Source organism: Nocardia sp. NPDC004604 (genome assembly GCF_040609795.1).
Lineage (GTDB): Bacteria > Actinomycetota > Actinomycetes > Mycobacteriales > Mycobacteriaceae > Nocardia.
Genome location: NZ_JBEXLC010000157.1, coordinates 1 through 20496 on the forward strand (window position 1 = coordinate 1; position 20496 = coordinate 20496).

General features: G+C 65.1%; 24 protein-coding genes. 20 read left to right on the forward strand and 4 right to left on the reverse strand.

Annotation, left to right across the window (positions count from 1 at the left end; all coding sequences use genetic code 11):
• Positions 1 to 236: 236 nt before the first annotated feature.
• Positions 237 to 1757 carry an aldehyde dehydrogenase family protein gene (locus ABZW16_RS36425; RefSeq protein ID WP_354960698.1) on the reverse strand — a complete coding sequence of 507 codons (1521 nt, stop codon included), beginning with the start codon at positions 1755 to 1757 and terminating at the stop codon, positions 237 to 239.
• A 369-nt stretch (positions 1758 to 2126) separates the two neighbouring features.
• Here ABZW16_RS36425 and ABZW16_RS36430 point away from each other — a divergent pair, with 369 nt between their 5' ends.
• The 4 genes from ABZW16_RS36430 (at position 2127) to ABZW16_RS36445 (ending at position 5539) form a co-directional block, all read left to right on the forward strand.
• Complete coding sequence (locus tag ABZW16_RS36430) at positions 2127 to 3128, forward strand: ATP-binding cassette domain-containing protein (RefSeq protein ID WP_354960681.1); 1002 nt, start codon at positions 2127 to 2129, stop codon at positions 3126 to 3128.
• A 35-nt stretch (positions 3129 to 3163) separates the two neighbouring features.
• Positions 3164 to 3946: an ABC transporter permease gene (locus ABZW16_RS36435; RefSeq protein WP_354960699.1), complete on the forward strand. Its 783-nt coding sequence runs from the start codon at positions 3164 to 3166 to the stop codon at positions 3944 to 3946.
• Positions 3943 to 4797: a peptide ABC transporter permease gene (locus ABZW16_RS36440; RefSeq protein ID WP_354960682.1), complete on the forward strand. Its 855-nt coding sequence runs from the start codon at positions 3943 to 3945 to the stop codon at positions 4795 to 4797. Before ABZW16_RS36435 ends, ABZW16_RS36440 begins: the two co-directional genes overlap by 4 nt.
• Before the next feature lie 151 nt (positions 4798 to 4948).
• Positions 4949 to 5539 carry a Uma2 family endonuclease gene (locus ABZW16_RS36445; protein WP_354960683.1) on the forward strand — a complete coding sequence of 197 codons (591 nt, stop codon included), beginning with the start codon at positions 4949 to 4951 and terminating at the stop codon, positions 5537 to 5539.
• A gap of 28 nt (positions 5540 to 5567) precedes the next feature.
• Here the strand turns inward: ABZW16_RS36445 and ABZW16_RS36450 are convergent, their stop codons facing one another.
• Together ABZW16_RS36450 and ABZW16_RS36455 are read right to left on the reverse strand one after the other, a co-directional pair.
• The gene (locus ABZW16_RS36450; RefSeq protein ID WP_354960684.1) at positions 5568 to 6764 is read right to left on the reverse strand and encodes a lycopene cyclase family protein; all 1197 of its coding nucleotides are present in this window, start codon (positions 6762 to 6764) and stop codon (positions 5568 to 5570) included.
• A 115-nt stretch (positions 6765 to 6879) separates the two neighbouring features.
• Positions 6880 to 7356, reverse strand: a complete 477-nt coding sequence (locus ABZW16_RS36455; protein WP_354960685.1) for a hotdog fold domain-containing protein — start codon at positions 7354 to 7356, stop codon at positions 6880 to 6882.
• A 653-nt stretch (positions 7357 to 8009) separates the two neighbouring features.
• On the opposite strand from ABZW16_RS36455, the gene rpsJ reads away from it, so the two are divergent.
• Genes rpsJ through rpsQ form a run of 11 tightly spaced genes read left to right on the forward strand, consistent with a single transcriptional unit; the run spans position 8010 to position 13274 of the window.
• Entirely contained in the window at positions 8010 to 8315 is a 306-nt protein-coding gene (rpsJ, locus tag ABZW16_RS36460) for a 30S ribosomal protein S10 (RefSeq protein WP_003938093.1), read from the forward strand.
• 14 nt (positions 8316 to 8329) lie between these two features.
• The gene (rplC, locus tag ABZW16_RS36465) at positions 8330 to 8995 is read left to right on the forward strand and encodes a 50S ribosomal protein L3 (protein WP_354960686.1); all 666 of its coding nucleotides are present in this window, start codon (positions 8330 to 8332) and stop codon (positions 8993 to 8995) included.
• A complete protein-coding gene (gene rplD / locus ABZW16_RS36470; RefSeq protein ID WP_354960687.1) occupies positions 8992 to 9666 on the forward strand; it encodes a 50S ribosomal protein L4 in 675 nt (224 codons plus the stop codon). Before rplC ends, rplD begins: the two co-directional genes overlap by 4 nt.
• A complete protein-coding gene (gene rplW, locus ABZW16_RS36475; protein ID WP_040686547.1) occupies positions 9663 to 9968 on the forward strand; it encodes a 50S ribosomal protein L23 in 306 nt (101 codons plus the stop codon). The genes rplD and rplW overlap by 4 nt, the downstream gene beginning before the upstream one ends.
• Positions 9969 to 10001: 33 nt before the next feature.
• Entirely contained in the window at positions 10002 to 10838 is an 837-nt protein-coding gene (rplB, locus tag ABZW16_RS36480; RefSeq protein WP_354960688.1) for a 50S ribosomal protein L2, read from the forward strand.
• Positions 10839 to 10853: 15 nt separating this feature from the next.
• Positions 10854 to 11135, forward strand: a complete 282-nt coding sequence (gene rpsS, locus ABZW16_RS36485) for a 30S ribosomal protein S19 (protein ID WP_040686549.1) — start codon at positions 10854 to 10856, stop codon at positions 11133 to 11135.
• On the forward strand, positions 11132 to 11530 hold the full coding sequence (gene rplV / locus ABZW16_RS36490) for a 50S ribosomal protein L22 (protein ID WP_062983231.1): 399 nt from the start codon (positions 11132 to 11134) through the stop codon (positions 11528 to 11530). Before rpsS ends, rplV begins: the two co-directional genes overlap by 4 nt.
• The gene (gene rpsC / locus ABZW16_RS36495; RefSeq protein WP_354960689.1) at positions 11531 to 12340 is read left to right on the forward strand and encodes a 30S ribosomal protein S3; all 810 of its coding nucleotides are present in this window, start codon (positions 11531 to 11533) and stop codon (positions 12338 to 12340) included. It abuts the gene before it with no gap.
• Between the two features lie 3 nt (positions 12341 to 12343).
• Entirely contained in the window at positions 12344 to 12760 is a 417-nt protein-coding gene (gene rplP, locus ABZW16_RS36500) for a 50S ribosomal protein L16 (protein ID WP_354960690.1), read from the forward strand.
• Positions 12760 to 12999 (forward strand): 50S ribosomal protein L29, encoded by a 240-nt coding sequence (rpmC, locus tag ABZW16_RS36505; protein ID WP_040686552.1) that lies wholly within the window; start codon positions 12760 to 12762, stop codon positions 12997 to 12999. The genes rplP and rpmC overlap by 1 nt, the downstream gene beginning before the upstream one ends.
• Positions 12996 to 13274: a 30S ribosomal protein S17 gene (gene rpsQ, locus ABZW16_RS36510; RefSeq protein ID WP_354960691.1), complete on the forward strand. Its 279-nt coding sequence runs from the start codon at positions 12996 to 12998 to the stop codon at positions 13272 to 13274. The genes rpmC and rpsQ overlap by 4 nt, the downstream gene beginning before the upstream one ends.
• Positions 13275 to 13374: 100 nt before the next feature.
• On the opposite strand, the gene ABZW16_RS36515 is transcribed toward rpsQ, so the two are convergent.
• Complete coding sequence (locus ABZW16_RS36515; RefSeq protein WP_354960692.1) at positions 13375 to 13845, reverse strand: hypothetical protein; 471 nt, start codon at positions 13843 to 13845, stop codon at positions 13375 to 13377.
• 128 nt (positions 13846 to 13973) lie between these two features.
• On the opposite strand from ABZW16_RS36515, the gene ABZW16_RS36520 reads away from it, so the two are divergent.
• From ABZW16_RS36520 to ABZW16_RS36540, 5 genes are all read left to right on the forward strand, one after another.
• The gene (locus ABZW16_RS36520; protein WP_354960693.1) at positions 13974 to 15185 is read left to right on the forward strand and encodes a helix-turn-helix transcriptional regulator; all 1212 of its coding nucleotides are present in this window, start codon (positions 13974 to 13976) and stop codon (positions 15183 to 15185) included.
• Positions 15186 to 15189: 4 nt separating this feature from the next.
• Positions 15190 to 15651 carry an NUDIX hydrolase gene (locus ABZW16_RS36525; RefSeq protein WP_354960694.1) on the forward strand — a complete coding sequence of 154 codons (462 nt, stop codon included), beginning with the start codon at positions 15190 to 15192 and terminating at the stop codon, positions 15649 to 15651.
• A gap of 388 nt (positions 15652 to 16039) precedes the next feature.
• Complete coding sequence (locus ABZW16_RS36530; protein ID WP_354960695.1) at positions 16040 to 17248, forward strand: MFS transporter; 1209 nt, start codon at positions 16040 to 16042, stop codon at positions 17246 to 17248.
• 412 nt (positions 17249 to 17660) lie between these two features.
• Entirely contained in the window at positions 17661 to 18134 is a 474-nt protein-coding gene (locus ABZW16_RS36535; protein WP_354960696.1) for an EXLDI protein, read from the forward strand.
• Between the two features lie 49 nt (positions 18135 to 18183).
• A complete protein-coding gene (locus ABZW16_RS36540; protein ID WP_354960697.1) occupies positions 18184 to 20370 on the forward strand; it encodes an MMPL family transporter in 2187 nt (728 codons plus the stop codon).
• Positions 20371 to 20496 lie beyond the last annotated feature (126 nt).

The window sequence follows — 20496 nt, forward strand, 5'->3', positions numbered from 1 at the left end:
ATGCGCTTCGACGACTCGGACGCGAGACGGGCCGCGAACGTCGCTCGTAAGACTCACTCCCTTGTGGTCGCCTCGAGCGGGCAGTTCGGCGCCCGAGGTGCACCGCCCAGTGGTCGAGACTCGCGCCTGCGGCGCATGCGCTTCGACGACTCGGACGCGAGACGGGCCGCGAACGTCGCTCGTAAGACTCGCTCCATGGTGGGGGCGTATGAAGTGATCCGCGGCTGGGCTCAGCTCTACCGTCCGTGGCGCACTCGGAAGATGGTCTTCGCCGTGCGCAGATGGCGGGGATGCCGATCGAAGGTGGACAGGTTCACCGGGGCGCGGTAGCGCTTGCGGGCGATGGCCAGCGTCCGGCTGAACTCGCGCAGTCCCTGGTCGCCGTGATGGTGTCCCTGCCCGTATTCGCCGACGCCACCGAATGGCAACGCGGGGATCCCGGCGTACGTGGTCGAAGAATTGATGGTCACAACGCCGACCCGCAGCTGTTCGGCAAAGGATTCGATGCCGTGCACATCGCGGGTGAACACCGACACCGCGACACCATTGCCGACCGCGTTGATGCGTCGCGCCGCCTCGTCCATATTCGCGACCTTGTTGACGATCAGCACCGGCCCGATGCCCTCACCGGTGATCGCGACGCTCTCCTCCGGCACCTCGGCGAGCACGATGGGTTCGATATAGGGCTCGCGTATCGAGTCCAGTCCGCCGACCACCGCGCGTCCGCCCCTGGCCAGCGCATCGCGCACCTGCCTGCGCACCACGTCGACCTGTGATTCCAGAATCATCGGGCCGTAGGAGGCGCGCCTATCCGCACCGGGGCGCAGTCGCCGCGCCTGTTCGACCACCAGTTCCAGGAATCGGTCGTACACGGAGTTGGCGACATAGGCCCGCTGGATACCGGTCGAGTTCTGGCCCGCATTGGCCATCGCGCCGAAGACCGCGGCCTCTGCGGCCTCGTCGAGTTTGGCGTCGACGTGAACCACCATGGTGCCCTTGCCATTACGCTCGACCACCACCGGAGTCATGGTCTGCGCGCACAGCGAGATCACCTCCCGCGCGCCCGCATCCGAACCGGCATAGGCGATTTTGTCCACCTTGCTGCGACACAGCGCCGCGGTGGTGGCGTGATCACCGGTGACCACTTGCAGCACAGGCTGATTCGGTGCCAGCTTGTTCCAGCTGTCGGCCAGCCAGACCCCGACGCCGGTGGTGAGTTCATCGGGTTTGAACACCACGGCATTGCCCGCAGCCATCGCGTAGGCGATCGAACCCATCGGGGTGAACACCGGGTTGTTCCACGGTCCGAGCACGCCGACGACGCCGAGGGGCAGATAGCCGACAGAGGCGTGCTGATTGCGGCTCAGCCAGGTCGATCCGAGCTTGCGCCGATCCAGTACCCGGGCGGCATTGCGGGCCGCCCAATCCAGATTCTCGACCGCGAGCATCACCTCGATTGCCGCGTCCGCCTCCGGTTTTCCGGTTTCTTCGCACAGGATCTCCACCAATTCGCCTGCGCGCCTGGCGATACTGCGCTTCCAGTCCAGTAGCCAGCGTTTGCGAGCGCTGAATCCCAGTTCTGCCCACCACTTTTCGGCGGAGCGTGCGGCGCGCACGGTGCGGTTGAGTTCACCGGCGCCCATTACGGCGTAGTTGCCGACGATTTCGCCGGTGCGCGGGTCATAGGACGTCAGCACGTTCGGTCGGCCCGATCCTCCCGTATGCGCTGCCAGTCTCGGCTGCGCGGTCTCGGCCATGGTCACCTCTCGCAGGGTCGATCCGCCGCAGACCGCCGAGCGCTAGGCGAAGCAGTGCTGCCGCAACGAGTGAGTGCGTGTTCCCCCGCCTAGCAGACTATGGTTGCCGCGACGGCCCGACAAGGCGCTCCTGCCGCCCCTGCGCTGCCCTTGACCGCCGCGACCAGCGACGATCGCGGCTGCGGCGGTTTGGCCACCGCAAATGTGATCAAGGACACACTTAGGTTTCGGACCGGTGGGTATGACGCGCTCGGCCATATAGGAATGCGCGGGCCGGTAACATCACGCCTGGCGGCAGGGATCACCAACCGGGACGTATTCATGCCTAACGCCTAGCGACCGCCGCCGATCAGACACAGTGGAGAGTTGATGCCGAGCTTGAACAAATCGGATTCGCACGCGAGCGACCCACCACTCGAAGGTGGTGAGGCCGCGGTCGTCGTTGCCGACGTCCGAAAGTCATTCGGCGATGTGCATGCGTTGCAGGGCATCAGTTTTACCGCCGAGCGGGCCAGCGTGCTGGGCATCCTCGGGCCGAACGGCGCGGGTAAGACCACCATGGTCAAGGTGCTGTCCACCCTGCTGCGCCCGGACTCCGGCACTGCCATCGTCGCGGGCCACGATGTGCAGAAGGATCCGGCGGGCGTGCGGCGCTCGATCATGATGACCGGCCAGTACGCCGCACTCGATGAGAACCTCTCCGGCCGCGAGAACCTGGAGCTGTTCGGCCGCCTGATGGGCCTGGGCAAATCCGCTGCCCGCAAGCGCGCCGACACCCTGCTCGAGGAATTCGACCTGGTGAGTGCGGGCCGTCGTGCGGTGCGCAATTATTCGGGCGGCATGCGTCGTCGTGTCGATATCGCCTGCGGCCTGGTGGTGCGCCCCGAGGTGGTGTTCCTCGACGAGCCGACCACCGGCCTGGACCCGCGCAGCCGCCAAGGCGTGTGGGATCTGGTGACCGCGCTCAAGGATCAGGGCATCACGGTGCTGCTCACCACGCAGTACCTCGAGGAAGCCGATGTGCTCAGCGACAACATCATCGTCATCGATAAGGGCACGGTGATCGCCGAGGGCACCGCCGACGAGCTCAAGGAGAAGACCGGCGGCAGCTACTGCGAGGTGGTGCCGCTGGATCCGACCCAGCTCGGCAAGGCCGCCGCCGCGCTCGGTGATCTGGTGCCCGCCGCGGTGCTCGCCGATATCAATGGCGGGGACCGGCTTTCCATTCCGGCGCCCGATGGTGCCGCCACCCTCTCCGAGGCGTTGCGCAGGCTCGATGCCGCCGAGATCCAGCTGGCCGATATCGCGCTGCGGCGGCCCTCGCTCGATGATGTATTCCTGTCCATCACCGGCCATTCGGGCGGCCACTAGTGAGTTCCGCAATCGTTGAGCAGCCCGATACGGCGCTGCTCTTCGCCGAGCTGCCCGCGGCCCGACTGTCCGCCTTCGCACAGTGGCGGGCGCTGACCGGACGCATCGTCCGGACCATGGCCACCAAGGGCGAGCTGATCGTCGCAATGATCACCCCGCTGGTCTTCACCCTCGGCTTCTATCTGCCGCTGCGGTACGTGATGAAGTTCCAGGGCATCGACTACGCCCAGTTCGTCATGCCGATCATCGTGCTGCAGACCATGGCCTTCACCATGATGTCGAATGCGCAGCTGGCCGCCTACGAGGCGCTGACCGGTCTGAGTACCCGACTGCAGACGATGCCGATCGGCATCATGGTGCCCTTGAGCGCGCGCATCGCGGCCGGGTTGGTCCGTTCGCTGACCGCACTGACCGCGGCGATCATCTTCGGCTACATTATCGGCTTCCGATTCATCGCCGGTGCCGGTCAGGCCGTGCTGTTCTGCGTGTTCTCGATCGCGGTCGGTACCGTGCTCGCGCTCGGCGCGGATGCGCTCGGCAGTCTGACCAAGAGTCCGGAATCGCTGAGCCAGGCATTGACATTGCCCACCTTGATCTTCGGCATGCTCTCGTGCGGATTCGTCCCGGAGCGCAGCTTCCCGATGTGGATCCGGCCGTTCGTGCGCAATCAGCCGATTTCCCAGTTCTCCTTCGCGCTGCGCGATATGGCCCATGACGGGGTGAGCTGGGATGTGCTGTGGGTGCCATTGGTCTGGTTGGGTGGTGCGGCGATCGTCTTCACCCCGTTGGCGATCTGGGCGAGCGTGAGGCGGTCATGAGTTCTGTCGAGACTGTGCAGCGCACCGAGATCGACGGGTTCGAGGTGCTGCCGCGGGTCACCCCGCCGTCCGAACGTGCGCTGTCCACCTGGGTCGCGCACAGCCTGATCCAGTGCAAGCGACTGCTGTTGGTATGGGCGCGCGATCCGGCGACCACCATCCAGACGCTGGTCTACCCGGCACTGACGCTGTTGATGTTCCGCATCGTGCTCGGCATTTCGATCACTGCGGCCACCGGTATACCGAGCGTCTACGGGCAGGTCGCGCTGATCACGCTGGTCGCCGCGATGTCGGGTGCGGTGGTCAGTGCGCTGGGATTCAAAGGCGAGAAGTTCACCGGACTGCTCGGGCGCTTCTGGACCATGCCGGTGCACCGGGCGGCCGGACTGACCGGCAGGCTCCTTGCCGAGGCGGTCCGCGTCCTGGTCACCACCCTGTTCGTGATCGCGGTCGGCTTGACCCTTGGCTTTCGCTTCGGCCAGGGCCCGCTCGCGGCCATCGCGCTCATCGGCATTCCGGTGCTGTTCGGCGTGGGTTTCGCCGTGCTCGTCACCGCGCTGGCGACCATTACCGAGGGTGTCATGCTCGTCAGCCTGATCGGCATCTTCAACACCTTGCTGCTGTTCTTCAACACCGGCTTCGTACCGGTCTTCGCCTACCCGATCTGGCTGCAGGACGTGGTCGCCAATCAGCCGATGAGCTGTGCCATCGATGCCATGAAAGGCCTGTCCTACGGCGGTTCGGTGGCCGAACCCCTCCTCAAAACCGTTGCCTGGGTAGTGGGCCTCATCATCGTGTTCGCCTACCCCGCCATCCGCGGCTATCAACGCGCCGCCGAAACCGGCGCCTGACGAACTCGGCCCGGTCCGCGCGGCTGCGCCGACCGGGCCGTGTGTTCTCTGCGGCGCCTTCGAAACAGGGCATCCGACCAGGCTATCGATCGGACGCACTTGGTCATAGGCGACCCGTATGCTGAGCGCGCGAGCGGAGGAGGTGTCGGCAGTGACCGCAGCTGAGGCGCATGAGCCGCAGGGGGATCCAGCAGATGTGCTGTTGGAGGGCTTCCACGCGCTGGAGACTCCGGAAGGATTCCGGGCCGAGCTGATCGAGGGCGACATCATCGTGACACCACCGCCGGACGGTGATCACGAGCAGAACATCTCCACGCTGATTCGGCAGGTGTACCGGCAGTCCGCAACGGAGTTTTCCTTCTCCGGCCATAAGGGATTGTTGCTGGACCGTGGCGGACTCTGCCCGAAGAACCATTTGATTCCCGACGGCGTATTCGTCCCCGACGGCGCATTCATCGACGAGCCCTCATGGATGTCGGTCGGCAAGGTCGTCATGGTCGTCGAGGTCACCAGCTCGAAACCGGATTGGGATCGCAAGACCAAGCGATACTGCTATGCCCGCGGAGCGGTGCCGCTCTATCTACTCGTCGATCGGCAGCAGCAGACGATCACTCTTCTCGGTGAACCCGGCGGCGAGGCGGACCTGATCGACTACCGCTCGGAGATCAGAGTTCCCTTCGGGAAGCCACTCGAACTTCCCGACCCCTTCTCGTTCACGCTGGAAACCATCGATTTTCGTTGAGGCGCAGATATTTCGAATGATCGCGGCGTCATTCTGTGCGTCGCGAGATGCGCTCGAGTGGCTCTGTGAAATCGTAGTTCAGCCAGCGGTTTCGGTTGGTCCAGCCGACCAGGTCGTAGCGCCAGCGGAAGGGCCAGGTGCGAGCGACGGTGTTGAAGAGGACGGCGCCGAGGGCGGTGTAGTCGTCGTGGGCCGAGAGTAGGGCGCGTTGGCCGCGTGGGGTGGCGCTGAAGAAGGTGTCGAACATGGCGACGGACTGTTCGGTGGTCAGGCGGCCCAGGCCCCAGAGTCCGCGCATGCGCATCCAGTACACCAGCCGCGCCCGCCACGGCCAGAGTTCGGCGATCGGGTCGCGGCCTTGCCGCAGGGCCGCGACGGTGGTGTCGACGAGGGCAAGCGAACCGGCGACGCTGTAGCCCGTGCAGGGATGCATCATGCCGCCGCGGGAGCCGAACGGAATCGCCTGGGCGGTACCCTTTTTCGGCGGTGGCTGGTCGAGTGGGTAATGCGCGGCCTCGGTCGGCTCCGTGCCGGTGAGTCGGATGCCGTGTGCGGCAAGGCGGTTCAGGGTGCGCCTACGCAATTCGTGTTGTGGCATACCGCCGCGCAGGCCGAGGCTGGTCTCCTCGAAGATCACCGTGCCATCGCCGAGCGGGACGGCATAGAGGAACGACGGCGGTTCGTCCGGACCCGCGCCGTTCTCCGAGCGCCAATCCAGCAGCAGCCCTTCACCTTCGGTGATCATCGGCGCTGCGGTCTCCGCGTCGACGAAGATGCCGTGCGCGCTCGCGGCTCGACGCCGTCCGAGCGCGGGCAGTCCGCGAGTATCGAAAACCGTTGCCGCTCTGAGGATCGTGCCGTCGGCGAGCTCCACCTCATTGGCATCCACGCGCGTGGCCCGACCGGCGAACACGGTGGCCTCGTCGAGTGCAAGCGCATCGCGCAGACCGGTTTTCGACAGCACGCAGTAGGGCCGGTCGATGCGATGCTCGGACTCGGTCCAGACCGTCGGCCGCGGAATGCGCGCGGCAATGGCGCTGGGCGGCAGCCACTCCGGCAGCTCATCGATCCAGCAGGAGAAGGTGGGCGGCCAGAGCCGGTCGGGCCGCGGATCGACGGCCGCCACCGTGCAGCCGGCCCGCATCGCCCGATGCGCCAGCGCCCGTCCGGTCGGTCCGAGCCCGACCACACAGAGGTCGAATTCCCCGACCGCGCTGTCACTCATGGTTCGCATTCAAACCGCACCGGCCGTGCGCCCGCAACACCACCCCCTGGCCCGCGGGCTCCCGGGGCGGGGCGGCGGTGCCGCTCGCCGGTTCGGGACCGGGCGAGGACATTGCCTACTTGGGCGTGACCCAGGTGGTGATATCGGCGTGCACGACCTCGAGACCGTGCTTGTCGTAGATGGATACCGGTACGACCAGCTCGCGGCCCTCGGTGATCTCGGTGAAGTCGGGCAACTCGGCCAGCTTCGCCACCGCGCGCAGCCCGGTCTCGGCCTTGGCCAGGTACTGCACATTCATGGCCTTGGGGATCCAGCGATGGGTATCGGGCACCGTCGCCTCGCTCAGCATTCCCATTGCCACCTCGGCCAGATTGCATGCCGCGATCGCGTGATAGGTGCCCAGATGGTTGTGGATGCCGAACCACTTCGGCGAGGTCACCTCGCACAGTCCGGGTTCCAGTCGCACGACGCTCGGCAGCACCGTGCCGAAATAGGGCACCCGGGCCACCATGCCAAGCGAGAACAGGGTGTGCCCCAGCCGGTTGTCCGGCAGCTTCGTCCAGATGCGATGGGTCGCGGTCTGCTTCGTCATACCCTTATCTTACTTAAAAGTAAGTTAGGCTCCGGTAGGGGCGTGACATACTTTTGCGGCACCCGCCGGTGGCTGTTCACTCCAGTAGCCCAGGTGCGTTCGACCGTGATCGCCCACCACCTCGCAACTGGGGCGCGCCCGGGATTCGTGCCCTGACCTGGTGGCGAGTCGAGGGGTGGGGGCGGATTTGATGTCGCCAACGGCGTCGGGCATACTGTTCGGGTTGCCTTGCACCAGGTCATGCCGTACCGCGGCTGTGGCGGGTGGCGAGGCGAGCAACACCCAATCGTGTACCTCGCTGGCTTCCAGTGCGGGTACGTCCGGGACAACGTTCCAGGCCAGGTGAAGTTTCGAACCGGAGCCGAGGAATGAGCGGATGGGCGACACGCCCGACCGCGTGGACCGGAGAACCATGACAGATGAACAGCGGCGAGACTGTCGCACGTCAACCGGCGGAGCCGGGCGGCGTGCCCGGTCGGGGTCTCACTGTGTTGGATCTGCCCGAGCGGGGGCCCTGCGTTACGCAGGCTGCCTCTTCCGGGCCTGATCCACTCGGGCTGGGACGTCTTCGTGTGTTCGGGCTGTGCAATTGAAGGTGGTACGGAAGCCGGCTTCCGGACCACGAACGATAAGCGGAGAAAAGGACACTTAGCGTGGCGGGACAGAAGATCCGCATCAGGCTCAAGGCCTATGACCACGAAGCGATCGACGCGTCCGCGCGCAAGATCGTGGAGACGGTGACCCGCACCGGGGCCCGTGTGGTCGGGCCGGTGCCGTTGCCGACCGAAAAGAACGTGTACTGCGTCATCCGTTCGCCGCACAAGTACAAGGACTCGCGCGAGCACTTCGAGATGCGGACGCACAAGCGGCTGATCGACATCCTCGACCCGACGCCGAAGACGGTTGATGCCCTGATGCGCATCGATCTCCCGGCCAGCGTCGACGTCAACATTCAGTGACGGGGACTCGAATCATGACTGATAACAAGAACAGGCCCGCGGCGGGCATCCTGGGCACCAAGCTCGGCATGACCCAGGTGTTCGACGATAAGAACCGCGTCGTCCCCGTGACCGTCATCAAGGCCGGACCGAACGTCGTTACCCAGATCCGCACCGTGGAGCGCGACGGCTACAGCGCCGTCCAGGTCGCTTTCGGCGCCATCGACCCGCGCAAGGTGAACAAGCCGGTCTCCGGCCAGTTCACCAAGGCCGGTGTCACCCCGCGCCGCCATGTCGCCGAGATCCGGGTCGCGGATGCCTCCACCTTCGAGGTCGGCCAGGAGATCAACGCCGATGTCTTCGAAGAGGGCGCCTACGTCGACGTCACCGGCACCAGCAAGGGCAAGGGCTTCGCCGGCACCATGAAGCGCCACGGCTTCGCCGGCCAAGGCGCCTCGCACGGTGCGCAGGCCGTGCACCGTCGCCCGGGTTCCATCGGTGGCTGCGCCACCCCCGGCCGCGTGTTCAAGGGCATGCGCATGTCGGGCCGGATGGGCAATGACCGCGTCACCACACAGAACCTGTCGGTTCACAAGGTGGACGTCGAGAACGGCCTGCTGCTGATCAAGGGAGCGATCCCGGGTCGCCGCGGCAACGTCGTCGTCGTCAAGAGCGCCGTGAAGGGTGGTGCACACGCATGACCAGCGTTGAGAAGAAGACCAACCTGACGCTTCCGGTCAAAGAACTGGGTGGCAAGACCAATGGCACCGTCGAACTCCCCTCGGAGATCTTCGACGCGACCGCGAACATCTCGCTGATGCACCAGGTGGTCATCGCGCAGCTCGCCGCCGCTCGCCAGGGCACCCACTCCACCAAGACCCGCGGTGAAGTCCGCGGTGGTGGCAAGAAGCCGTACCGCCAGAAGGGCACCGGCCGCGCCCGTCAGGGCTCGACCCGCGCGCCGCAGTTCACCGGCGGTGGCACCGTGCACGGTCCGCAGCCGCGCGACTACAGCCAGCGCACCCCCAAGAAGATGATCCGTGCCGCACTGCGCGGAGCTCTCTCGGATCGTGCGCGCAACGAGCGCATCCACGTGATCAGCGAACTGGTCTCGGGGCAGGCCCCGTCGACCAAGACCGCGAAGTCCTTCCTGTCCGAGCTGTCGGACCGCAAGAAGTTCCTCCTCGTCCTCGGACGTGAGGACATCGCGGCCTGGAAGAGCGTGCAGAACCTGGAGTTCGTGCACCCGATCGCGCCGGATCAGCTCAACACCTACGACGTGCTGGAAAGCGATGAAGTGGTGTTCAGCGTCGAGGCCTTGAACGCCTTCGTGCACGGCCCCGCCGAATCCGCACAGGAGGAGAGCAAGTGACCACGATCGCCGACCCCCGCGACATTCTGCTGGCGCCGGTCATCTCGGAGAAGTCCTACGGACTGATCGAGGAAGGCACCTACACCTTCATCGTGCACCCGGATTCCAACAAGACGCAGATCAAGATCGCCGTCGAGAAGGTCTTCGGCGTGAAGGTGACCAGCGTCAACACCGCCAACCGTCAGGGCAAGCGCAAGCGGACCCGCTTCGGTTACGGCAAGCGCAAGGACACCAAGCGCGCGCTCGTGACCATCTCGGCCGACAGCAAGCCCATCGAGATCTTCGGAGGCCCGGTCGCGTAAGCGCCTGGGATTCCAGAAAGCAGAGAAGAACTCATGGCAATCCGTAAATACAAGCCGACTACGCCGGGCCGTCGTGGCTCCAGCGTCTCGGACTTCGCTGAGATCACTCGGTCGACCCCCGAGAAGTCGCTGATCCGCCCGCTGCACAGCAAGGGTGGCCGCAACGCGCACGGTCGCATCACCACCCGGCACCGCGGTGGCGGCCACAAGCGTGCCTACCGTCTGATCGACTTCCGTCGCCTGGACAAGGACGGCATCCCGGCCAAGGTCGCGCACATCGAGTACGACCCGAACCGCACCGCCAACATCGCGCTGCTGCACTACGTGGACGGCGAGAAGCGCTACATCATCGCGCCGAAGGGTATCCAGCAGGGCACCCCGATCGAGTCCGGCCCGACGGCCGACATCAAGCCGGGTAACAACCTGCCGCTGCGCAACATCCCGACCGGTACCACGATTCACAACGTGGAACTGCGTCCGGGCGGTGGCGCGAAGATGGCCCGTGCCGCCGGCATGAGCATCCAGCTGCTCGGTAAGGAAGGCCCCTACGCCACGCTGCGTATGCCCTCCGGTGAAATCCGCCGCGTCGACGTGCGCTGCCGCGCCACCGTCGGCGAGGTCGGCAATGCCGAACAGTCGAACATCAACTGGGGCAAGGCCGGCCGCATGCGCTGGAAGGGTCGCCGTCCCACGGTCCGTGGTGTCGTTATGAACCCGGTCGACCACCCGCACGGTGGTGGTGAGGGCAAGACCTCCGGTGGTCGCCACCCGGTCTCGCCGTGGGGTCAGCCGGAAGGCCGTACCCGCAAGCCCAACCGTCCGAGCGACAAGCTCATCGTCCGCCGTCGCAAGACCGGCAAGAAGCGCTGAAGGAGGAGGTAAGAAATGCCACGCAGCCTCAAGAAGGGCCCGTTCGTCGACGACCACCTCCTCGCAAAGGTGGACGTGCAGAACGAGAAGGGCAGCAAGCAGGTCATCAAGACCTGGTCCCGTCGTTCGACCATCATCCCGGATTTCATCGGTCACACCTTCGCCGTCCACGACGGTCGCAAGCATGTGCCGGTGTTCGTCTCGGAGTCCATGGTCGGCCACAAGCTGGGTGAGTTCGCGCCCACCAGGACGTTCAAGAGCCACGTCAAGGAAGACCGGAAGAGCAAGCGGCGATGACCACTGAGACTCAGAACCCGACTGCCCGGGCGACGGCGAAGCATGTTCGCGTCACCCCGATGAAGGCTCGCCGTGTCGTGGACCTGGTCCGCGGCAAGCGGGTCGAGGACGCACTTGCGATCCTGAAGTTCGCGCCGCAGGCCGCGAGCGAACCGGTCGCCAAGGTCGTCGCCAGCGCCGCGGCCAACGCCGAGAACAACCTCGGCCTGAACCCGGCCACGCTGGTCATCTCGACCGCCTACGTCGACGAGGGCGCGACCATGAAGCGCTTCCAGCCGCGGGCCCAGGGCCGCGCGTTCCGGATTCGCAAGCGCACCAGCCACATCACCATCGAGGTCGAGAGCGTGCCCACCGCCGGTGCTGCTCGCAGCCGCCGGAAGGGAGGGGCAAAGTAAATGGGACAGAAGATCAATCCCCATGGCTTCCGCCTCGGTATCACCACCGACTGGAAGTCGCGTTGGTACGCGGACAAGCAGTACGCGGACTACGTGAAGGAAGACGTCGCCATCCGCAAGCTCCTGGCCACCGGCATGGAGCGGGCTGGCATCTCCAAGGTGGAGATCGAGCGCACCCGTGACCGGGTTCGCGTCGACATCCACACCGCGCGTCCCGGTATCGTCATCGGTCGCCGCGGCGCCGAGGCCGACCGCATTCGCGCCGAGCTGGAGAAGCTGACCGGCAAGCAGGTGCAGCTGAACATCCTCGAGGTCAAGAACCCCGAATCGGATGCGCAGCTCGTCGCCCAGGGTGTGGCCGAGCAGCTGTCGAACCGTGTGGCGTTCCGTCGCGCGATGCGCAAGGCCATCCAGTCGGCCATGCGTTCGCCGAACGTCAAGGGCATCCGGGTGCAGTGCTCGGGCCGCCTCGGCGGCGCCGAAATGTCGCGCTCGGAGTTCTACCGCGAGGGTCGGGTTCCGCTGCACACGCTGCGCGCGGATATCGATTACGGCCTCTACGAGGCCAAGACCACCTTCGGTCGCATCGGCGTGAAGGTCTGGATCTACAAGGGCGACATCGTCGGTGGCAAGCGTGAGGTCACGGCCGCGGCCGCGCCCGCCGCTGGTGACCGCCGCGAGCGTCGTGAGCGGCCGAGCCGCCCGCGTCGGTCCGGTTCCTCGGGTACCACCGCGACCAGCACTGAGGCCGGGCGTGCAGGCGCTGCCACTGCGGTTGCCGACGCCCCGGCAGAAAAACAGGAGGGCTGACGCATGTTGATGCCACGGAAGGTCAAGCACCGGAAGCAGCATCACCCGAGCCGCAGCGGCATGGCCAAGGGCGGCACTTCGGTCGCGTTCGGTGAATTCGGCATCCAGGCTCTCGAGCCCGCCTACGTCACCAACCGGCAGATCGAGTCCGCGCGTATCGCGATGACTCGCCACATCAAGCGTGGTGGCAAGATCTGGATCAACATCTACCCGGATCGCCCGCTCACCAAGAAGCCCGCCGAAACCCGCATGGGTTCCGGTAAGGGTTCGCCGGAGTGGTGGGTCGCGAACGTCAAGCCCGGACGCGTGATGTTCGAAATGAGTTTCCCCAACGAGGAGATCGCTCGTGAGGCCCTGCGCCGCGCGATGCACAAGCTCCCCATGAAGTGCAGGATCGTGACCAGGGAGGAGCAGTTCTGATGGCTACCGGTACACCGGCCGCAGAGCTCCGCGAGCTCAACGAAGAGGAGCTCGTCGCCCGCCTGCGCGAGTCGAAGGAAGAGCTGTTCAATCTGCGCTTCCAGATGGCGACGGGTCAGTTGGACAACAACCGTCGCCTGCGCGTCGTGCGTCACGAGATCGCGCGCATCTACACGGTCATGCGTGAGCGTGAGCTCGGCCTGGCCTCGGCACCCGCTGGCAAGGGAGATGCGGCATGAGTGAAGAGAACGTGACACAGGAAAAGCGCGGCACCCGCAAGGTCCGCATCGGCTACGTGGTCTCGGACAAGATGAACAAGACCATCGTGGTCGAGCTGGAAGACCGCACGCGGCACAAGCTCTACGGCAAGATCATTCGCTCCACCACCAAGGTGAAGGCGCATGACGAGAACGAGGTCGCCGGTGTCGGCGACCGCGTTCAGCTGATGGAGACCCGTCCGCTGTCGGCCACCAAGCACTGGCGTCTGGTCGAGGTCCTGGAAAAGGCCAAGTAGTTTTTAGCGACTGCTTTGCGGGTCGCTCGAAACGACAGCTCTGAAAAGGGCCGTCCCCCGGAGTATTTCCGGTGGGGCGGTCCTTTTCATTTGCGCCGAGTCAGATAGTTTCGCGTTGTCGGTGGTTCCCTTTTATCGGTCTCAATGCGAGCGCGGTGGTGATAACCGTCGACAACGAGGGCAGACGCTGATCTCGCTCGGGCGGGTTGATCCAGTAGGCGCCCTCCCGGGTGTGCCTGCCGAGACCGGTCGGGATCATCAGCGCACTGCCGACGATCGGAACATGGATGTCGTTGCGGGAGAGCAGGTCCAGCACTCGATAGCCGGGGGAGTTGTCGACGGCTGCGATGAACGTCCAGCGGATCTGCCGGGCCAGGAGCGGACCGGGGTTGCCCTGCTGGCGAAGTGCGGCCAGCAGCTTCTCGGCGAATAGCTTCGGCACATGCACGATTCCCACCGCGTTCGTCACCGGCAGCATGACATAGCCGCCGCGTTCTTCGGCGGGCAGGTGAAATTGCTGGCGGTAGTACGCGACCCAATCGAGCACGGTCCGAACCTCTTCGATGTTCACGGTAATCCCGTCTCATCTGGCAGTGATGTCGTTGGCTTAGCAGTAGCCTGAGCCTTGTTCGAGTTTTCGCCCGGAATTTCCTTCCGGGATCCTTTCCAATCGAGGTGGAAGATCGGCCTGTGCGCGGAATGACGCAGAATCTCACCATCGGGGAACGGGTGGCTTGGTATCGCCGCCGCCGAGGCATATCCCAAGAAGCTCTCGCCGGGCTCGTCGGACGCACCGACGACTGGATGAGCAAGGTCGAGAACAACCGGATCCCGTTGGACCGGCTATCGGTTATCCGTCTGCTCGCCGACGCCCTCGATGTTTCGCTAGGTGATCTGATCGGTGAGCCGACGCTGCTGGACTGGACCAGTGAAAGCGGGGTTTCCACCATCCCCGCACTGCGCGCCACATTGATGGACTACAGCCATCTGATGCGCACGCCGGCACCGTCGACGAGCAGATCTCGATCGTTCCAACTCCCGGAGCTCGAACGGGATCTGAGCGAGGTATTCGCCGCCTACCAGGGCTCGAAGTTCGGCTACGCCGCCGGGCGGCTGCCAGCGCTGTTGTCCACGGCGCTGTCGATGGTGCAATCCAATGCGGATGGACCGAGCAATCGAGTATTGGCGCTGGGTTATCAGGTCGCCGCGTCGGTGCTGACCAAACTCGGCGAAACAGACCTGGCCTGGAATGCGGCCGAGCGCGGACTTGCCGCCGCGCAGCGCGCCAATGACCCGGCGATCATCGGATCGTTGATCAGGACCGTCGCTTTCACCGTCATGTCGACGGGCCGGGTACAACCGGCCGTGAACCTGGTGGAAGCCGGAGCCGACTACCTGCAATCGCATCTCGGCGCCGGTCGGCCGGATGTGTGGTCCGTGTACGGAACGCTGCTGCTCGTCGGTTCGATGGCCGCGGCCCGCAATAATCGACGAGATGTAGTCCAGGGCTTTCTGACAGAGGCAGATCAGGCGGCAGCGCGGTTGGGTGGCGACCACAACTACTTGTGGACCGCCTTCGGCCCGACGAACGTCGCGATCCACCGGGTCAATACCGCAATGGAATTGGGCGATGTGCAGATCGCGCTGAGCCTCGGTCCCAACCTCGATACCTCGGCATTGCCGATAGAGCGCCAGATCCGTCACCAGCTGGAACTCGCTCGGGCATTCAATCTCGCCGGGCGCCAACAGGATTCGATCACCGCCGTGCTCGACGCCGAACAGGCGGCACCGGAACAAGTTCGCCACCATTATCTGAGCCGACAGCTCGTACTCACGTGGATGCGCAGTGTCCACGGCAGTCCTTCGTTCGCATTGCAAGCCTTGGCCAAACGAATGCAGATCGTGAGGTGATCCAATGGTCGACGGGGACAATCGGTTTGCGCGCGCACGAATGGCGGCGGGGGCGCTTTTCGTCCGTGGTGACGAGGTGCTGTTGGTGCACAAAACCTATGGCAACGGTTGGGATATACCCGGTGGCTATGTAGAGCCGGGTGAAGCGCCTACCACGGCGTGCCGTCGCGAGGTCCGTGAGGAGCTCGGGATCGACCGTGTGCCGAAGCGATTGCTCGTCCACGACTGGGCGCCGAACCAGGGCGAAGGCGATAAGGCGCTCTATTTATTCGACTGTGGCGAACTGGGCGAGGATGAGCGCGCCATCGAACTCCAGCCAACCGAACTCGACGAGTGGAAATGGGTCCGCATCGATAAGGTCGATGAGTACGTCATTCCCAGGCTGGGCCGTCGCCTGAGGCAGGCCCATTCCGCCTATGCCGACGGTCGCACGGCGTACCTCGAACACGGGCAACCTGCGCCCTGAGGTGCATTGGTGGCCGAGGGGCAGCCGCCTCGGCTCACCATTCGTAACTCAGATCGCAGCCGAGGTTGTCGTATGGGGGATGGGTCGTCCGTCGTGGTCGGTGAGTCCGCGCTGGCCCGGCCGGCGGTCGCCGGTTGGAGAGTCGCGTTCAGCGCGGCGCCGATAACGCCTGCACCCGACTGCGGCTGAACTTTCACTTCGTGGGGTGAGGGATTCGTGACCGAATACGACGGACCGCGCCACGGCGGCATGATCACACTTGCGACGAACTGGGCGGTGATGGGGCCTTGTCGCGCATTGGCCGGACGCGTCCATGACGTCTCGGCCGGACCGAATCATGGGATTAATTGGTGGCGCGGGGGTGGGTGGGCATGACACCCTCGATCAAATGCGGTCCTATCGCGAGGTCCTGTCGAACTCGGCGGTGCGCAATGTGCTGCTGCTGGGGGTGATGGTTCGCATACCGTTCTTCGCGGGGGCGGTGCTGCTCGCGCTGCATGTGGTGCAGACGCTGCACGGGTCGTACGCACAGGCCGGTGCGCTGAGTTCGGTTGTCACCCTGTGTATTGCGGTGAGTGGTCCGTGGCGCGGGCGGATGCTGGATCGGTTCGGGCTGCGGCGCACGATTCTGCCGTCGATCATTGTCGGGGCGGTGTGCTGGTCGATCGCGCCGTTCGTCGGATACGGGGCGCTACTGGTGCTCGCGGCGCTGGCGGGGCTGTTCGATATTCCGATCTTCACGGTGGTGCGCCAGGCCGTGATCGCGGCGACTACCGAGGAGAACCGGCAGCCCGCCCTGGCGTTGGAATCGGTGTCGGTGGAAACGGCCTTCATGGTCGGGCCGGTGCTCGGCGTAGCCGCCGCGACAGCCTGGTCGACGACGCTCACGCTGTTCGGGATGCAGATGGCGCTGGTGCTGGCAGGCGTTTTCGTGTGGGTGCGCAATCCGTCGCTGCGCACCGATGACAGCGATCGCTCGGCCGCCATCCCGCGGCGTGCGTGGTTCCGGCTCGAATTCGTTGCGCTGTGTATCGGTGCGAGTGCGGCGATCGCGGTGCTCGCGGGTTCGGAGTTGACCTTCGTCTCGGCCATTCGAGAGTTCGGCGCGCAGCGATGGCTCGGTGTGGTGATGGCCGTATGGGGTTTCGGTTCGCTGGTCGGCGGACTCGTCTACGGCGCTCTGCATCGACCGATCTCGACCTACCTCCTGCTCGCCGGGCTCGGCGCCATCACCATTCCGATGTGCTTCGCCGTCGGACCGCTATCGCTCGGCGTGGCCGGGCTCATCGCGGGTGCACTCTGCGCGCCGACGCTTGTCGCATCCGTCGACCAGCTGAGCCGGATCGTTCCGGAGAGTGGGCGCGGTGAAGCGATCGGCTGGCACGGTGCCGCAATGACTCTCGGCAATGGCATCGGCAGCTCACTCGCCGGCGTCGCCATCGATGCGGGCGGCTTCCCCGCGGGCTTCGCGGCGGCCGGGGCGCTCGGACTCGGAGTCGGCGTCGGCCTGGCGCTGCTGGTCAGCGTGGCGCGGCGGCGTCGCGCCGACCGGGAAAGGCAGCCTGCCTTGGCCGGTGGTGAGGTCGCTCGACCTTAGGGCTTGCGTTATACGTATACATCTACTTATAGTGATTCCCGACGGGATACCGCGGAGTGCGCTCGGGGGTACCGGAAAACAGCAGATCGACTCGTCACAACGGACCGAAACGGGGTCCGTTGGCGCTGGTTTCATGCGTAATTGCATATTCGTTTATGAGATGAGGTAGTCATGGCCGCGGATTCGCACACGCCCGCCCGCCCAAACGGTTCGACCGTGGGCACGGTTGATATCGACCGCGAGCTGGTCGACGCCGAGATCGAAGACCTCGACATCTGACCCCTTCGGCGGCTCTCGCGGATCGCCGAGGGCGTGATCGCCGAAAGAACAAGATCCACCGACGACGGTATCCGGCTGGAACCGTCGATAAACATCATGCGCATGTGCGCATTCATTTATGAAATGGGGAGTTATGACGACCGACCACAATGCGCCTACGGACACCGAATCCTCGGTTGTCGTCGACGTCGCCAAGGCGGAGCCGGGCGAAGCCACCGAGGCGGCGCCGGGTGAGTTCCAGGAAATCCTGCTCGAGGTAGGCCCGGGTGGCGGACGCAAACAGCGCTTCCAGGGGCAACTGCTCGGCCAAGCACGCAGCTACACGACCGATGGTGTCGAGCTGACCCAGGTCTATCTGAGCCGTAAAGACAAGTACGTGGTGCATCGGCGGATATCCGAATGGTCCGACTTCGCGGCGATGAGCTGGATCACGGACTGGAGGAAGAACTGGCGCGACATATTCGACATCAACGAACAGGTCTGGGCCGACTACACGGTCGAAGTCGTCGAATCCTTTGCGGATCTGGCCGGACGGATCCCGACGAAGATCTACCGCTCACTGGTCGATATGACCCAGCACCCGCAGACCGAGGACCTCGATATCTGAGCCGTCGGCTCCCGAGTCTCGTACCGATTCCCGAAAGGAATTGTCCAGCATGTTCGCTCGATTGGGCGCGATCGTCGTTCACAACCCGTGGAAGGTGATCGGTCTCTGGCTGCTCATCATTATCGCGGTGGTGGCCTCGGCGCCGAAACTCAAATCGACCACCGATCAATCCGCCTTCCTGCCTTCGCATTATGAGTCGATTCAGGCAATGGAATTGCAGCAGAAGGCATTTCCACAGAACGAGGCGCCCGCGGCGCTCCTGGTCTTCGTGCGCTCGGACGGTGCACCGCTGAGCGAAGGGGATTCGGCGAGTGTCGCGACGATCGCGGCCAAGTTGAACGACCAGCGCATCAAGGATGTCACCGGGATCCAGGCCGGTCCGGCCTCGGAGAACCGATTGGTGCAGATCGCCGCCGTGCAGATGACGAAGGTGACCAGCGCGGGCGATACCACGCAGAGCGATGCGGTCAAGAAGTTGCGTGACGCATTGCAGGGGCAGGTGCATGGCACGGATCTGAAGGCGGGCGTCACCGGTCAGGCCGCGCAGATGCTGGATCAAACCGAATCCAGCACCAAGGGTATGGCCATTATCGGTGTCGCCACCGTCGCGCTGATCCTGGTGCTGTTGTTGGTCATCTTCCGCAGCCCGGTGATCGCGCTGCTGCCGATCATTATCATCGGCGCGATCTCCAGCACCGTCGGCGGCCTGATCGCCATGGCGGCCAAGGCATTCGATCTGCAGGTGGACAGTTCGGTGAACTCGATCCTATTGGTCGTGCTCTTCGGCGTCGGCACCGACTACATCCTGTTCCTGATGTTCCGCTACCGGGAACGGCTGCGTGCGGGGGAGGATCCGAAGACCGCCATGATCAGTGCCGTCACCAAGGTCGGTGAGGCCATTACCTCGGCGGCGGGTGCGGTGATCATCGCCTTCATGGCGCTGACGCTCTCGACACTCGGCATGTTCCGTGCGCTGGGTCCTGCGCTGGCGATCGCCGTCGGGGTGGCGCTGCTCGCCGGGCTGACCCTGGTGCCTGCCGTCGTTTCGCTGCTCGGCACCAAGGTGTTCTGGCCTTCCAAGGCCTGGCGGCAGGAGCCGAAGGGGGCACGCTTCGGCGCCATCGGCGCGGCACTTGGGCGGCGGCCGGGAGCATTCGCGGCGGTCTCCGGTGGTCTGCTGGTGGCCCTGGGTGTGCTGGCCTTCGGCTTCAATCCGACCTTCGATCTCAGCTCCGGCTCGACTTCGGACACCTCCGAATCCACGGTGTACAGCAAGGAATTGCTCAAGGGTCTGCCCGCCGGATCGACCCAGCCTTCCGATGTGCTGCTGCGCTCAACCAATGGCGCACCGCTCGATGGCGACCAGCTCACCGTCTACCGCGCGGCGCTCGCGGCTGTGTCGGGCGTGAGTCAGGTTGGGGCGCCGACAGTGTCGAGCGACAGTATGGCCGCCGACTTCCAGGTGACACTCGCGGGCGCACCCGAATCGGATGCGGCTCTGGATACGGTGCGCGGTCCGTTGCGGGATACGGCACATTCGATGGCACCCGCGGGCACCACGGCCGTCGTGGGCGGGATCTCCTCGGTGTACGTCGATTTCCAGGATGCGATGGTGCACGATTACAAGATCGTGTTCCCGGTGGCCGGCATCCTGATCATGATCGTGCTCGCCCTCTTGCTGCGCAGCCTGGTTGCTCCGTGGTACCTGATGGCCTCGGTGTTCCTCGGCTTCGCCGCCACGCTCGGTGCCTCGGTCCTGGTGTTCCAGCACTTCCAGGGCAACTCCGGGCTGATCTTCACCCTCCCGGTGATCATGTACCTGTTCGTGGTGGCACTCGGCACGGACTACAACATCCTCATGGTTGCGCGGTTGCGTGAGGAGGCCCGTGCCGGTAACGAGCCGAAACAGGCTGCGGCCCTTGCCGTGCGGCACACCGGGCCGACCGTCGCCGCGGCCGGTGTGATCCTCGCGGGCACCTTCGCGTCGATGATGCTGGCGGGCAATAATGTGCTCTCCCAGATGGGGTTCGCCATCTCGGTCGGCATTGCGATCGCGGCATTCGTGATGGCGATGTTCTTCACCCCGGCCGTGACCGCGCTCATCGGTCACCGCGCGTGGTGGCCGGGGCACGGGGATCGGGATTCTTCGGGTGGGTCCGGCGACGGTCGGTCGGACGAGGCGCACTGGGATCAGTACGCCTACGCGGACACCTACTACAGCTCCGGAGCCCAGTAGGCACCGGCGGCGGGCCGATCCTCGGCCTGATCGAATACCGGTCAGTGGCAGGGATGAGCCTCGGTGAGTACGCGCAGGTAGGCGCCGGTATCGCTCTGTAGCGTGAAGCGCTTGACCCAGTGGGCC